Raw genomic sequence first — 15,079 nt, 5'->3', positions numbered from 1 at the left:
AAGACGTGGCATCTTTTACACGTCTTCACTTCAGCATATATTTCATGTTTAAGTTGTATTAATATAATTTCTAGCCATTGAACTCCAGACTATTAATATTGTCTTTTTGCATCACATTCCCGTTCAAAGCAGCGTTTGAGTAATCCAATTCGATAAATTAAAGCGAATTGACGAGGATTAAATTCGGGAGGTTGATCCCCACTAAATAATGGCTGATTCAGATATTGCCACAGGGGGAATTTAATGTTGTTTTTTTCTGAACTCATAAGATTCGTAAGTATATATACTAGAGAAGACAAAGCATAGTAATTTACACCCTGCCAGTTAGGAGACTAGCTGTTAGTTGTATAATTTAAAGATTACACAGGATAAATATGTATGTCCTGGTGGCAATTGCGGAATCTTATAAAATAGAAAGTGGATGCGATCAGTATAGTGTTAACACATAGATATAAAGTATAATTTATTGCGTTACTTGAATTTCATTGCTTTAGTTGTTAATACTCTAGATGACGGCTTTGCCTATTACTGTTTCTGATAAATATAAATTTATTAACTATGAGACACCTCCACAAAAGTTGTAGAGACGTAGCAATGCTACGTCTCTACAAAGGTTTTGCACAACCCCTAATTAATTTTCGGAGATGTCTATTGTATTCAAGTGCTTGGAAAAATTAAATATATATTTGTCATGTGTAACTTGCTTCTCCCTAAGAGTGTGAAGCAAAGCGAAACGATGCAATTGCAAGGTTTACAGTAAAATATAATCGACTCGCAAGAGTATAATTATTTTTGGTTACAAATTTTGTCCGGCATAAATTGAACGAACTTCACCATTGCGACGAATTACCGCTTCACCGTTCGCAATTTCTACAAGTGTCCAACCGCTGGCACCAATACTTTCACCAATCTCAACTCTTCGAGAAACACCAGAGATTTTAAACAAAGCCGCTGACTTTTGTTTATTAGTTGATTCTATTACTCCTTCCAAGGTATGATTTGGTGCTGTTGGTGCTGATGCAATCTCTGGCGCTGATTGTGTTTTGACTGCTTGTCTTGCCGGGGCAGCTGCTACAGGTAAGCTTGGTGGTACCACCCGAAATGGTACAATTGGCATTGTGGGCGCTTTCGGCTGACGCAATGTAATGGGTTTAGTTTGGATATCTATAGATTTGAGTCCCGGACGGACAGCAGCGAAAACATTGAGAGGTTTAGCTACTTTAGTTGCGCTGTTTAAAGCTGTCTTTATCGATGGCGCTCGCAAATTATTGGAAGCTGTTTGGGAGTCACCAGGAATAGGTGGTAAAGGAGAGCGAACACCGGGAATTGACGGAGGTGCATAACGCATTGGCAGTGGTGCATTATACACAGGAATCGGAACATAAACACGTTCTACGCCCGCTGTTCTGTTTGTGTATGGTGAAGAATTATTAGCTGTTAATGGGGGTGGAAGCTTGGAAGCGATCGCATTATTAAATGAACTAGGACTAGAAGCTGGAATTACATTATTACCATTCGGTACCGTCTTACCTGAACGAAAATTCCCCTTAGCTTGTTGTCTATCAATCGCAGCCAATGAATTTAGCATGTAATTAACCATATCAGCCTGAATATCAACTTGATTTGTCAACTCTGGCTGAGATTGCCCCGAAGAACCTGCTGTTAATACTGCTTCCTGGACAGATTTGTAATTGAAATTATTAAATAATCCAGAATTCTTCACAAATAGAACTCCGGTAATTGCAACACCAATAGTCAGACTTAGTGTCAACAACCTACCAAACCATTGATGTGATTTTGGGCTTTGTTTTGGTCTAGATTGGCTATTCTTTTTATATGCAGTTGCATTATTCAGTGGTACTTTTTTGCTCTGTTGTTTTCCAACTGAAGTTGAACCTGATACCGGAAAAACTTCCGTCTTTGGTAAAACAATGGGCGACATTTTAACCGTCTGTAGACGAACAAACTCTGGTTCAATTGTTGGTATGGATAAACCACCCTTTGGATCCAGAATGTAATCAATATCGGCAAACAGTTCATCCATTAAACCATCGGCATAATTTTCTATCGACCAAGGTTCACTGACGATGAAATCTTCGGATGGTTGTTGAATAGCAATGTGTGTATTGGCTTCGGTAGACATAACGACTTTCTATACTTAGCTTCAAAGGCGATTTATATTTACTACCTTCTCCGTCAGAATGTAGGTGTTGGATTTTTTACATAATTACCGATCTCAAAACAGAAGGGTAACTAAGATATTGTATTTTATTTAACTTTTATACTGACGATCCTGACAGTGATACGAATGATATTCAATGTCATCTATCATACTCGTCTTTTTGGTGTTTACCCTACTACTATAATCGAGCTTCATGAAGTTTTTTCTATGAAAATGCTGAAAACTCTTTCTGAATATGGGCTTTACGAATTTCTAAATATATCAGTAAGGCATTAACATCAGCAGGATTAACACCGCCAATACGTGATGCTTGACCAATTGTCAGTGGTTTTACCTGATTTAACTTCTCCCGTGCTTCTTGAGATAGGGTGTTAATTGCTGCATAGTCTAAATCTGGTGGCAAATGACGATTTGCCTGACGAGTAATTTGCTCAATTTGAGTTTGTTGTCTTGCCAAATAACCTGAATATTTGATATCAATTTCCGCACCCTCTGTTTCTACTCGATTCAGCTTGCTATCTCCCAGCCCAAATTTGGTTAAATCAGCATAGTGAAATCCGGAACGACGTAGTAAATCAGCTAGAGTAATCGAGCCTCTAATTGCTTGCTGAGTGGCTGCAAAAATTGACTTTCCAGCCTCATCATTTTCCTTCACTCTCGTTTCATGTAGCCGCTGTTTCTCTGCATTAATATTGTCTTGCTTGTGGGTATATAAATCCCAGCGACGATCGTCTATTAAGCCAATTTCTCGTCCCAATGGCGTTAAACGTTGATCAGCATTATCAGAACGCAAAATCAAGCGATACTCAGATCTACTTGTCAGCATTCGGTAAGGTTCGCGTAAATCTTTAGTACACAAGTCATCCACCAAGGTTCCGATGTAGCTTTGCTCTCGTGGAAATATAATCATTTCCTGACCTCGTGCAAACCTTGCTGCATTAATCCCCGCAACAATTCCTTGGGCTGCGGCTTCCTCATAGCCAGTTGTACCATTAATTTGCCCAGCACAAAATAACCCAGCAATTTTCTTTGTCATCAAAGTGGGAAAACATTGTGTCGCAGGTAAGTAATCATATTCCACCGCATAAGCTGGACGTAACATCAAACAGCTTTCTAAACCTGGGAGGGTACGCAGTAGTTGAAGTTGTAAATTTTCTGGTAAACCTGTGGAAAATCCCTGAATATAAAGTTCAGGAATATCCCTTCCTTCCGGTTCAATAAAAATCTGATGGCTTTCTTTATCGGCGAAGCGGACAATTTTATCTTCGATGCTGGGACAATAACGTGGACCTTTGGCTTCTACCCAACCACCATACACTGGAGATAAGTGTAAATTTTCCCGAATTAGGCGATGGGTTTCCGCAGTTGTCCTAGTTAAGTGACACGGTATTTGTTCCCGTTCTACCCATGCATCTGGGTCAAAGCTAAACCAACGAACATCTGTATCACCTGGCTGTAAATCCATCCGGCTGTAGTCAACTGAGCGTTTATCAACTCGTGCAGGTGTACCTGTTTTGAGTCTACCAGTTTCAAAACCTAGTCTTTGTAGAGTTTGGGTTAATCCTTCAGCAGCAAATTCTCCTGCACGTCCGGCAGCCATAGATTTGTTGCCTACCCAAATCTTCCCACCTAAAAAGGTTCCAGTTGTCAGAATTACAGCTTTACAACCGAAAGCTACGCCGAAATACGTCTCTACACCAATAACTTCACCATTGTTATTTAGGACTAGATCTGTAACCATTGCTTCCCGAACCATCAAGTTTTCTTGATTCTCGATAATTCCCTTCATAATTGCCGCGTATTCCCGCTTATCCGTTTGGGCGCGTAAAGCCCAAACAGCAGGTCCGCGTGAAGAATTGAGGATACGCTTTTGGAGGTAGGTGCGGTCTGCCATTTTCCCAATTTCCCCACCTAAAGCATCAACTTCGTGGGTTAACTGGGATTTAGCTGGACCCCCCACAGCGGGGTTACAGGGTTGCCAAGCGATTTTATCTAAGTTTAAGGTTAATAAGAGGGTGCGACATCCCAGACGCGCTGTTGCTAGGGCTGCCTCGCAGCCGGAGTGACCCGCACCGACGATAATGACATCGAAAACGTCTTGAAATTCTACAGAATTGTGCATGGTCATACTTAACTAACAGCAAGCTGGGAAGATATTGTCAACATTAGCTAATATATTAGCGGAAAAAGTAGCTAAAGAGGAGTTCCGGAAAGCAAACAGTAGCCAAAAAGATTCAGAGGGAGGCAGTACATGTTAGGTCTGCAAATGACCCACATCACGAAAAACATCTGCTATGTGTCTATCTAAGACTTAAATTTGTGAGATTGAGAGTTAATTCAATGTTAAGGTTACTATCCCATTGAAAAATATTATTGAAATATAATATATTATTTTAGTTCATTCATAAATGATAGTGAAATTAAGTCAAAAGCTCTGGAAAAGAATTCTATTTTTCTGCTTTGTTACGATTTTTAGCTTGATTATTTTTTCTGTGGCGACAGTAAATAATGCTGCTAATCTTTCAATAACTGAAAGCGTCGAAGTTTCGGATAACTGTGACACTTCCGATTCTATTAATCAAACATATACCAAAAATCATAATTGCCTGCCTTCCATTTCCAGTTCTCCAGTCATAACTCAAAACCGGATTTTACCTCCTCAAGAACGTTTTTTATCTGCTGTAACACCAAGGTTATCTCCAGTACCTATTCCTCAGACATTTGAATATATTCTATTACGTCAATATGGCTCACCATTTATAAATAGTAATAATCAAGTTAATTTGCCTGGAAAAGTTATTTTTTCTAATGCTCAAGAAACTCAAGCATTCCAAAGTACTTTAATTAAAGGGAAGGTAAATAGTGGAAATGCTTGTGTCCTCCAAAAAAGTGCAGCAGATGCATTTAATGCTGCAAATCAACAAGTGCGAATCCCTCTCAAATCGGGAAATGGCGGAGGTGATTGTACTCGCACTTACCAAACAACTTTAAGATTTTGGCGTAAATATGCGAATGATAGAACTTTAGAATTGGTAAGACAGGGTAAAGAAACTCGCATTTTAGCGGTAGTTGCACCACCTGGTTCTTCACAGCATCTTTGGGGATTAGCAATTGATTTAAGGGTATCAAAGCAGTCGCAAAGACGGGCTTTAAATGAACATGGTTGGTTTCAAACTGTGGAGAATGACACACCGCATTGGACTTATGTCGGAGTTGCGGAAGCAAAATTACCGGAATTTGGTTTGAGAAAGAAACTAGTTAGAGGTGTTACTTATTGGTTGACTCCAATTTAGTGCATTTTCTTGAAATATCATGGAATGTGGAAAGACGTTCCACCGGAACGTCTCTACAAGCAATTTATTGAATTTAACGACACCTACTATCAGCACTTACACTAGTCACAAAATTTAGTAAGGACGTAAAAGTTATGGTGTAACGAAATGGAGATGATCCTGAACAAGTCATCCTAGATTTGTCTGCACGACGTGGAGAAGACCAAGATTTACTTTCAACAGTTAAGGCACCTCCCGTCAATTTGAGATTCTCAACGGTGAGAGAATTACTCTTACCAGTGGAAAGTAAAGCTGTGACAAAAGTAGCATGGCTGACATTACCATTGGCAGGATCGATTTTGGCAATAATCGAAACTTTAGGACCTCCACCGCTGCCGTAGGTAGGCAACCAACCAAAAGTGGCAAAGCGCCGAAAATCTTGACTTGGTGTTCCCTGAGTTCCTGTGGCACTAAATACACCATAGAGGTTGTTAGCACCATCCCAAATTAAACCGTAACCTGTGCCATCATCGCCAGTTACTTCATAGTCTTCTCTGCACCACTGACGAACTGAATTTTGAAAGCTAATAAGGATTGGATTTTTGTTCTTGGAAGTTACTTGTCGATAACCAATGTAGATGCTTTTTGTCCCAAAGGTGATTCCCTTGGCGCGTTTATTTTTAATTGTTGCTTCTGTATCATTACAAGAAAAGGCAACTGCATTACCTACTGCCGACTGTGCAGAACTTTGTGCTTGAACTTGGGTTGAAGCCAGATAAGGAATTTCAATCCCTACAAAACCGAGAAACACCAGACTTGCTAGAAATTTTCGACTTGTAATCATTTTCTGATGTCTCCATTGCGACTGTACGAGTTTTGATGACCCCTTATTTTTCAAGGCAATGGAATAACATCTTAGGATAGTGTGGTATCTATGAAATAGCTAAGTATTCCGTACTATAAAGTGTCACACTTAAAGAAGGGAAAGAGACAACTTAAGCACTAGGGAATATCTATGGGAATGGTGTTGAATTAGAAGTGGTATGATTTTTTGTCTTTAACTTGACGTTTTATATGGATGCATTAGCCAGTGCCATCACCGCATTTATCGGGACGAATCTCGATGATATTATGGTCTTGATATTGTTTTTTGCTCGGGAGGATTCCCGCACTCGGAAGCAGCACATTGTTATTGGTCAATATTTAGGGTTCACAATATTAGTTATTGCTAGTTTACCGGGTTTTTTTGGTGGCTTAGTAATTAAACGCCCGATTATTGGTTTATTAGGATTTTTACCAATTATTATGGGAATTTATAAGTTATTTAAGGAAGATAATGAAGAGGAAGAAATTCAATTAGTTAATGAAAATGTTAATAGTAAAATAAACTTTTTTGGCAATTTAATTAATCCTCAAGTTTATACAGTTGCTGCTGTGACGGTGGCGAATGGGGCTGATAATATTAGTATCTATTTGTCTTTGTTTGCCAGCAGTAATTGGCAAAAACTTGTGATCACACTTGCTGTTTTTTATGTGATGGTGGGTATTTGGTGTGGTTTGGGATATTATTTAACTCGTTATCGATTTGTGGGTAGTGTTTTTAGCCGCTATGGGCAGATATTAACGCCACTAGTTTTAATTGGTTTGGGAATTTATATTTTGTTTGATAGTGGAACATTTGGGTTGATGCAGTAACTAAGTTACCTGATTAGCTAATTAGGGCTTGCTGTAAAAGTCTTCTAGTGAGGGCAGGGAACAGGGAATAGGCAACAGGGAACAGTTTTACCCTTATTTCCTTGCACTTTAGCCAGAGAAAAAATCCCGAAAGTGTTGATAAATAAACGTTTTATAGTTATTCAGCAAGCCCTAATTACAAAAGCATAAAAACACAAAAAGACGCGATACATCGCGTCTCTACGGGGGTTTGTGTAATATCTATTTTGCTGATTTGGGTTTCAGGGACAGTAAAACTTCCATTTGGCTAGTGGATTTATCGGAACTATTTGCTGTCATGCCGATTCCACGAATTGAATTGATGACAGCGGCAGTTTCGGGAGGCATGGATTTACTTACTCCTCCTAGACGGTTAGCTATTGTCATGGTTTGATCCATATCTAAGTAAAAATAGCCACCGTTGGGTTTTTGTAGTGATCCGGTAATGCTTTTGAAGGAATCACTACTATCTAGGGTTTTACCTTTGTTTGCAACAATAGTATCTGTAATTGGACCGCCTAAAGCAACAAATAAGGTATCTTTATCTAACCAACCGTGTCCAGCTATAGCACCTTGTTGGGGAACTTGCCATTCGGTAATATCTTTATCACCTACTTTACGCTTGGCAACTTGAATATTTTGTGCTTTGAGCAGGCTGTCGAGTTTTCCTAGGGTACTTTCGGCAGTTTTGCGATCGCTTGTGTGAAATACTAACGCACCACCAAAGCCAGTGCTTGCTAGTAAGCCTTGATTTGAGGGGATTGCACCTAGTGCAAATTCTCCATCCATCCAACCAAAGACTTCTTTATCTAGGTCTAGTTTAGCTTGTTGTTGTAATTGTGTCCGCGCTTGTTGGATTCCTTGGTTAAGTTCAGGGTAATTTTTTGCCTGTTCGGTAAATGCTGTCCAAGCTTTACTAATTCCTTGCCCACTGACAAAAGCAAAGGTTTCTGCGGGAAACTGATTAACTACTTTTGACTGACTATTTTCATACTGATATTTAATTAAGCTGGGATCTGTATTGGCTACAGCCTTCATCCGGATACCAGCATCATCGATTCCCACACCTGCAACCATGGATTTAACTGCTTTAATTTGCTCTAATGCTTGCGGGGGTAGTGTGCTAGCCTGGGGATTACCTTTAATTGTATTTTCTACCAAACCTGCGTAATCAGGGAGATAAACTTGCGCTAGGGTGTTTTTGAGTTCGGTTCCCTTTGATAAAAGTTCAGTTGCACCTTTTTTACTAGCGAAGGAGGGTTCTCCTTTAACTGTATCAATGGATTGCTCAACTGCACGTTTGTCTTGGGAAAGGGCAATATAAGTATTATTACTCAGAACTGCCATATACATCGGCTTCCCACTTGCGGCAAATTCGGTGATTTTTTCGCCTTTGTAGTCAGTTTCTTTAGCTTGAACGTCTTTTTGTGACTTTAACTTTTTACTGAATTCTAAAGCTGCTAATTTGTCTTTGATTCCTAGCACAACTAAAGGATTAGGTTCAGAAGTCGCTTTAGGAGGGTTTTGGACAGATTTAACATTACCTGGTGGTAAAAATCCCACCATCACACCCCCAATCCAGGGTTTGATGTCTTTATCGTAGGAAATTGTACCTTCCTTGGCTATACTCTTATTCATTTCATCCAAACTCTTAGCCAACAGCTTTTGAGCTTCGGGAGTGCCAAATTCCTGGAATTTTGCCCAAGCTTGGGGATCGGTGGTAATATATGCTGCCGCGATGGCATCATCGGGAATTACTTTAGCACTGCCGATGGCACCAGAAACATCACCAGAGGGTCCACGTAGCAGTAAATTGTATGCTGCGAAACCCCCTACTACCAAAACTGCCCCACCAACAGCAGGTATTAAAAATTTTAAGTTATTCTTATTTTCAGCCATGTGAATCACTCCTCACTTTGTTTAAATTGTCGTCTGCATTACTGAAACCGTCATTGTAGACTTCGCGGATCTATATTTTTAGTAGATTATTTCATGAAAAATTACTGATAACATGAGTAATATTACACACTAGTTATTGAAAAAAGTAGTTCCTAGGACTACTTCAACATCTTTAGGAATAAATCCGTAAATGTATATGATTTTTGTGAAAAAATTAGTTTAGGCGGTTTTTAGTCCTAATAACTTGGATGTCCACTGTTGACTGATTTAATATAGAGTTTCAGGATAATTAAGGTTATTGAGTGTCAATGTTGCAATCCTATTTCGATTCCGAAAATAAGCGTCATAAGTCATTTGAGTTACCAGGATCTAAGCCCCACTATAACCCTGATCGTCCTGGACAGGTTGAGCATATATTTCTTGATATTAGTTTAGATATAGGCAATCAAAGTTACCAGGGTACTTGTACTGTTACATTGAAGCCGATACGCGATCGCATCAGTAGTTTAACCCTAGATGCGGTGAACTTGAATATTACATCTGTGGATGTTGATGGTGTTGCCCAAAGCTTTGATTATGATGGAGAACAGCTACAGATTAAGCTGACTGTACCCACGGAAATTAACCAACAGATAAAAATAGCGATCGCTTATTCTTGCCAAAGTCCACAACGCGGTATTTATTTTATTCAACCAGAAAAACATTACCCCAACAAACCTACTCAAGTTTGGACACAGGGAGAAGACGAAGATTCCCGTTTTTGGTTCCCATGTTTCGATTATCCGGGACAATTATCCACCAGTGAAATCCGTGTCAAAGTTCCCAAGGGTTTCATGGCAATTTCTAATGGTGAGTTGATTGCCACGGAAACACAAGGGAAAGAACAAATTTACCACTGGTTCCAAAAAGAGATTCACCCCACCTACTTGATGACATTAACTGTAGGTGACTTTGCCGAAATTCGGGATGAATGGAATGGCAAAGCTGTCACCTACTACGTAGAAAAGGGACGGGAGGAAAACGCGAAACGCAGTATGGGCAAAACTCCCCAGATGATGGAGTTTCTCAGCCAAAAATACGGCTATATTTACCCTTTTCCTAAATATGCTCAAGTCTGCGTGGATGATTTTATCTTTGGGGGGATGGAAAACACTTCCACCACGGTGCTAACAGATAGGTGTTTGCTAGATGAAAAAGCCGCAATTGACAACCGCAACACAGAAAGCTTAGTAGTTCACGAACTTGCACATCAATGGTTTGGTGATTTAGTTGTTATAAAACATTGGTCTCATGCTTGGATCAAGGAAGGGATGGCAACATATTCGGAAACCATGTGGACGGAAAAGGAATATGGTAGTGAAGAAGCAGCCTATTACCGTCTCCAAGATGCCCGAAGTTACTTAGCTGAAGATGCCGAACGTTACCGTCGCCCCATGGTGACACATGTTTACCGTCAAGCAATCGAACTTTATGATCGTCACATCTACGAAAAAGGTGCCTGTGTCTATCATATGCTGCGGGTGGAATTGGGAGAAGATTTATTTTGGCAAGCAATTCAAACCTTTGTTCAGGAAAATGCCCACAAAACCGTTGAAACTATAGACTTATTAAGGGCAATAGAAAAAACCACCGGACGCAATCTGACATTTTTATTTGATCAATATGTGTACCGTGGTGGACATCCCGAATTTAATGTTGCCTACTCCTGGGATGGGGAGGCAAACTTAGCCAAAGTCACAGTTAAACAAACCCAAGAAGATTTATTCGACTTACGGATGCCCATCGGTTTTGGCAATGAAAAAGTCTTTACGGTGCGGATTCACGAAAAAGAACAAACCTTCTACTTTCCCCTTGAGGAAAAACCCCCATTTATCAGCTTTGACGTAGGAAACAACTTCCTAAAAACCGTAAAACTCGAATATCCGGTACCAGAACTCAAAGCCCAATTAGAGTTAGATCCTGACCCCATCTCCCGAATTCATGCCGCCTCTGCTTTAGCGAAAAAAGGTGGTTTAGAGGCACTCAAGGCATTATCATGGGCATTACAGAAAGATTTATTTTGGGGTGTCAGGGTAGAGGTAGCCAAGCAAATAGCCAAAGTAAAATTAGATCAAAGCTTTGATGCCTTGATAATTGGTTTAACAGATGAAAGTCCATACGTGCGACGTTCTGTAGTGGAATCCTTAGCAAAAATCAAAACCATCGACAGTTACAAAGCACTAAAACAAATCATTCAAACAGGCGACGCTAGCTATTATGTAGAAGCAGCAGCATGTCGGGCAATTGGTGCAGTCACAGCAGCAATTAACGAAGAAAAATCCAAAGAAGAAAAAGCCATCAAACTGTTAAAATCAGTCTTAGAAGAAAAAGCTGGTTGGAATGAGGTTTTCCGCAGTGGTGCGATCGCTGGATTAGCAGAACTCAAGACTTCGGAAGCAGCATTAGATCTCATCCTGGAATACACGAAGTCAGGAACCCCCCAACCACTACGTTTAACCGCGATTCGTTCCCTCGGTAAAATTTCCACAGGTCAAAATAATACCAGTATCGAACGCATTTTAGAAAAGTTAGCAGAACTTGCCAAAGAAAGCTTCTTCCTCACTCAAATTTCTGTAGTAATTGCCCTCGGACAAATGGAAACCTCCAAAGCCATCGGCATCTTACAAAGCCTATCACAACAAACCAGCCACGAACGAGTTAGGCGGATTGCGGAAGAAGAAATCAACAACATTCAGAAAAACATTGGTTCTGATAGTGCATTAAAGCAGTTACGGGAAGAATTTGATCAACTCAAAAAACAAAACCAAGAATTACGCAGTCGGTTAGAAAACCTAGAAGCCAAAAACAGCAAAGTCGATTCTTAAACCTTATCCATCGTGAAAAGTGGAGTTTTGTCATTGCGTAACTTGCGTCTTCCTAAGAGGTTGTTTGAAAAGTATTTAGGAGTGATTTTAGGCACTTAGAGATCTCCCCTAGCCTAGGCTCTTGACTCTGTACTTTTTTTGAGCTAAAAGTTCATACAATATCTGTGAAATAACTTGTTCCTTGTTTCCGGCAAGGAATACAGAGTTGGAGGCTCTGCCTCCACTCTGGGCAAGAGGCAGAGCCTCTGGCTTGGGTTCCCAGGCAGAGCCTAGGAACCAGTCGATGACACAAAAGTTGTATGAATCAAAAGCGTGAAAATCATATCAAAGTTTACAGCCTGCCCCTAGCCTCCCTTGAAAAGCCTACGGTGTAGACACAACTCCCATTAGCACGAGGCTTCAGCCTGAGGGCTTTGAACCAAGAAAGCTCCCATTAAAAGCGCGATCGCTACATCAATAGACATAGTGATTTTTCATGAATAGGGTTAAAGTACATTATCGCCGTTGCCGTGGGCATTTGGGACATTTTTTTGATCAAGATTCCTGCAAGCGGTGAATTGGTGAACACAATCCGCTAAATTGTTAATGGGTATGCAGAAAGCAAGCTATCCTAATTGATAGTCTATTGCCACAGGTGGAATCATCCCTTGTAGTAGATATGCTATTAAAGCAAGTTAATAACCTGCTAGGTTGACCATATCGGTGCCTACTAAGCCAAAGAAAAATCAAGGAAAGCAAGTAACTTTGAGTGTTACTACGGGGATACTAAAAAAATAATGGTTCAAGAACGCACCTTACCTCAATTCGATCCAGCGATCGCGCAAATCACCAAACAAGAAGGTTTGCTCCTGTACAGCGATATGGTACTAGGACGCATGTTTGAAGACAAATGCGCTGAAATGTACTATCGCGGTAAAATGTTCGGCTTTGTCCACCTCTACAATGGTCAAGAAGCCGTCTCCAGTGGCGTAATTAAGGCAATGCGACCCGGAGAAGATTACGTTTCCAGCACCTATCGTGACCACGTTCATGCCCTCAGCGCTGGAGTTCCAGCCAACGAAGTCATGGCAGAACTATTTGGCAAAGCCACAGGTTGCAGTAAGGGGCGCGGTGGTTCGATGCACATGTTCTCTGCCGAACATCGAATGCTCGGTGGATATGCGTTCATTGCCGAAGGTATTCCCGTAGCAGCAGGTGCTGCATTTCAAAGTAAGTATCGCAAAGAAGTAATGGGTGATACCAGCGCGGATCAAGTCACTGCTTGCTTTTTCGGTGATGGTGCCTGTAACAATGGTCAATTTTTTGAAACATTGAATATGGCAGCATTATGGAATTTGCCCATCCTCTTCGTTGTAGAAAACAACAAATGGGCAATTGGAATGGCACATGAACGCGCCACATCTGACCCCAAAATCTACAAAAAAGCCAGTGTATTTAATATGCCTGGAGTAGAAGTTGATGGGATGGATGTTTTGGCAGTCTATACCACCGCCAAAGAAGCCGTCCGTCGTGCCCGTGCCGGGGAAGGTCCCACCCTCATCGAAGCATTAACTTACCGCTTCCGAGGACATTCCTTAGCTGACCCCGACGAGTTACGCAGCAAGGAAGAGAAAGAATTTTGGCTTGCCCGTGACCCCATCAAAAAATTGGCAGGTCAATTAGTAGACATGAACTTGGCAACAGCCGAAGAACTCAAAGCAATCGATAAAAAGATTCAGCTAGAGGTGGAAGAATCGGTAACATTTGCCGAAAGCAGTCCCGAACCCGACCCCAGGGAGTTGTATCGCTATATCTTTGCCGAAGACAAGTAATTTAACTTCCCCAGAATCCCTGAAAATCAACCAGGGGTTTTTTTTGAGCATCCTTTACCGAGAAAGCAGAGGGAAGGGGGCTTTCTAGTAGGGAGAGTAAGCCCTTCTCCTCGGCGACAAGCGTTACGGAGTATAGGTAAGAAGCCACAGCCTCTTTGCCGTCTATTTTGACCCCAACAAACGTAATTCCGCAAAATCGCCGATACAAATAATCGCTTTCTAATTATTTTCCCCCTACTTCCCCTGCTTCCCCTGCTTCCCCTGCCTCCCTTACCTCCCCTGCCTCCCTTACCTCCCCTACTTCCCCTGCCTCCCTTACCTCCCCTACTTCCCCTGCCTCCCCTACTTCCCCTGCCTCCCTTACCTCCCCTACCTCCCCTGCCTCCCCTACCTCCCCTACTTCCCCATCAAAACTATGTACTCCATCTCTCTCCAACAAAACCAATACAAAACCTACATTCTCACAGATGACAGCACCAACTCCCAACTAGAAGTTGTGCCAGAACGCGGTGGTATTATCACCAAATGGCGCGTCAACGGGGAAGAAATCTTTTATTTGGACGAAGAAAGATTTACCAATCCCGAACTCAGCGTGCGCGGTGGCAACCCCATTTTGTTTCCCATCTGTGGAAATCTTCCTGAAAACACTTATACAGTTGCTGCCAAGCAGTACAACCTCAAACAACATGGTTTTGCCCGCGATTTGCCTTGGATTCCCCTAGGAAGCCTCCAGGAACAAGGCGTTTCTCTGCAAGTAACCCTGAACTCAACTGAAACCACCAAGGCTGTTTACCCTTTTGATTTCCAAGTGACATTTACCTATCGCCTTGAGGGCAATAGCCTGACAGTTTCTCAGCATTATCTCAATAAGTCAGCCAAATCAATGCCTTTTTCTTTTGGGTTTCACCCCTACTTCAACGTCAAAGATAAAACCAAATTGAAATTTGAGATTCCCGCGCAGGAATACTTCGACCACAAAACCCAGGAAATTAAACCATTTAGCGGCAACTTTGACTACAACCAAGAAGAAATCGACGTAGCCTTTAAAAAAATCAGCGGGAAATCAGCCACCGTTACAGATAGTCAACGGCAACTGCAACTAACCCTAGACTACGATGACGTATTCTCCACCCTTGTCTTCTGGACACTCAAAGGCAAAGATTTTTACTGTTTAGAACCTTGGAGTGCCCCTCGCAACTCCATCAACACAGCAGAAAAGCTAACAATATTGGAACCAGGGGCTAGTTATGCCACCTCAATTAAACTCACCGCAAAATTTATTTAGAAACCCCTTTACAAAAATCCAGATCTGTATGCTAAAGTGATAAAGCTTGGAAA

General features: G+C 41.2%; 11 protein-coding genes. 5 read left to right on the top strand and 6 right to left on the bottom strand.

Going from position 1 to position 15,079, the window contains the following annotated elements:
* Window positions 1-92: 92 nt before the first annotated feature.
* The 3 genes from CAL6303_RS28580 to mnmG form a co-directional block, all read right to left on the bottom strand.
* Entirely contained in the window at window positions 93-266 is a 174-nt protein-coding gene (locus CAL6303_RS28580) for a hypothetical protein (protein ID WP_015199032.1), read from the bottom strand.
* Between the two features lie 530 nt (window positions 267-796).
* Window positions 797-2,143: a type II secretion system protein N gene (locus tag CAL6303_RS16915; protein WP_015199031.1), complete on the bottom strand. Its 1,347-nt coding sequence runs from the start codon at window positions 2,141-2,143 to the stop codon at window positions 797-799.
* 244 nt (window positions 2,144-2,387) lie between these two features.
* Window positions 2,388-4,310 carry a tRNA uridine-5-carboxymethylaminomethyl(34) synthesis enzyme MnmG gene (mnmG, locus tag CAL6303_RS16910; protein ID WP_015199030.1) on the bottom strand — a complete coding sequence of 641 codons (1,923 nt, stop codon included), beginning with the start codon at window positions 4,308-4,310 and terminating at the stop codon, window positions 2,388-2,390.
* Between the two features lie 280 nt (window positions 4,311-4,590).
* Between mnmG and CAL6303_RS16905 the strand changes: the two genes are divergently transcribed.
* The gene (locus CAL6303_RS16905) at window positions 4,591-5,475 is read left to right on the top strand and encodes a D-alanyl-D-alanine carboxypeptidase family protein (protein ID WP_015199029.1); all 885 of its coding nucleotides are present in this window, start codon (window positions 4,591-4,593) and stop codon (window positions 5,473-5,475) included.
* Between the two features lie 73 nt (window positions 5,476-5,548).
* Here CAL6303_RS16905 and CAL6303_RS16900 read toward each other — a convergent pair whose 3' ends face one another.
* Window positions 5,549-6,298: a hypothetical protein gene (locus CAL6303_RS16900; RefSeq protein ID WP_015199028.1), complete on the bottom strand. Its 750-nt coding sequence runs from the start codon at window positions 6,296-6,298 to the stop codon at window positions 5,549-5,551.
* Window positions 6,299-6,528: 230 nt separating this feature from the next.
* Between CAL6303_RS16900 and CAL6303_RS16895 the strand changes: the two genes are divergently transcribed.
* Window positions 6,529-7,149: a cadmium resistance transporter gene (locus tag CAL6303_RS16895; protein ID WP_015199027.1), complete on the top strand. Its 621-nt coding sequence runs from the start codon at window positions 6,529-6,531 to the stop codon at window positions 7,147-7,149.
* 240 nt (window positions 7,150-7,389) lie between these two features.
* Here CAL6303_RS16895 and CAL6303_RS16890 read toward each other — a convergent pair whose 3' ends face one another.
* Window positions 7,390-9,066, bottom strand: a complete 1,677-nt coding sequence (locus tag CAL6303_RS16890; protein ID WP_015199026.1) for a DUF3352 domain-containing protein — start codon at window positions 9,064-9,066, stop codon at window positions 7,390-7,392.
* A gap of 308 nt (window positions 9,067-9,374) precedes the next feature.
* On the opposite strand from CAL6303_RS16890, the gene CAL6303_RS16885 reads away from it, so the two are divergent.
* Window positions 9,375-11,930, top strand: coding sequence for a M1 family metallopeptidase (locus tag CAL6303_RS16885; protein ID WP_015199025.1), 2,556 nt, complete (start codon window positions 9,375-9,377; stop codon window positions 11,928-11,930).
* Window positions 11,931-12,706: 776 nt separating this feature from the next.
* Window positions 12,707-13,741: a pyruvate dehydrogenase (acetyl-transferring) E1 component subunit alpha gene (gene pdhA / locus CAL6303_RS16880; protein ID WP_015199024.1), complete on the top strand. Its 1,035-nt coding sequence runs from the start codon at window positions 12,707-12,709 to the stop codon at window positions 13,739-13,741.
* 223 nt (window positions 13,742-13,964) lie between these two features.
* On the opposite strand, the gene CAL6303_RS16870 is transcribed toward pdhA, so the two are convergent.
* The gene (locus CAL6303_RS16870; protein ID WP_144051060.1) at window positions 13,965-14,180 is read right to left on the bottom strand and encodes a hypothetical protein; all 216 of its coding nucleotides are present in this window, start codon (window positions 14,178-14,180) and stop codon (window positions 13,965-13,967) included.
* Between CAL6303_RS16870 and CAL6303_RS16865 the strand changes: the two genes are divergently transcribed.
* Window positions 14,157-15,026 carry an aldose 1-epimerase gene (locus CAL6303_RS16865; protein ID WP_015199023.1) on the top strand — a complete coding sequence of 290 codons (870 nt, stop codon included), beginning with the start codon at window positions 14,157-14,159 and terminating at the stop codon, window positions 15,024-15,026. The two genes, CAL6303_RS16870 and CAL6303_RS16865, sit on opposite strands and share 24 nt — an antisense overlap.
* Window positions 15,027-15,079 lie beyond the last annotated feature (53 nt).

Source organism: Calothrix sp. PCC 6303, assembly GCF_000317435.1.
Taxonomy (GTDB): domain Bacteria; phylum Cyanobacteriota; class Cyanobacteriia; order Cyanobacteriales; family Nostocaceae; genus PCC-6303.
This window is presented reverse-complemented; position numbering and strand designations above follow the sequence as displayed.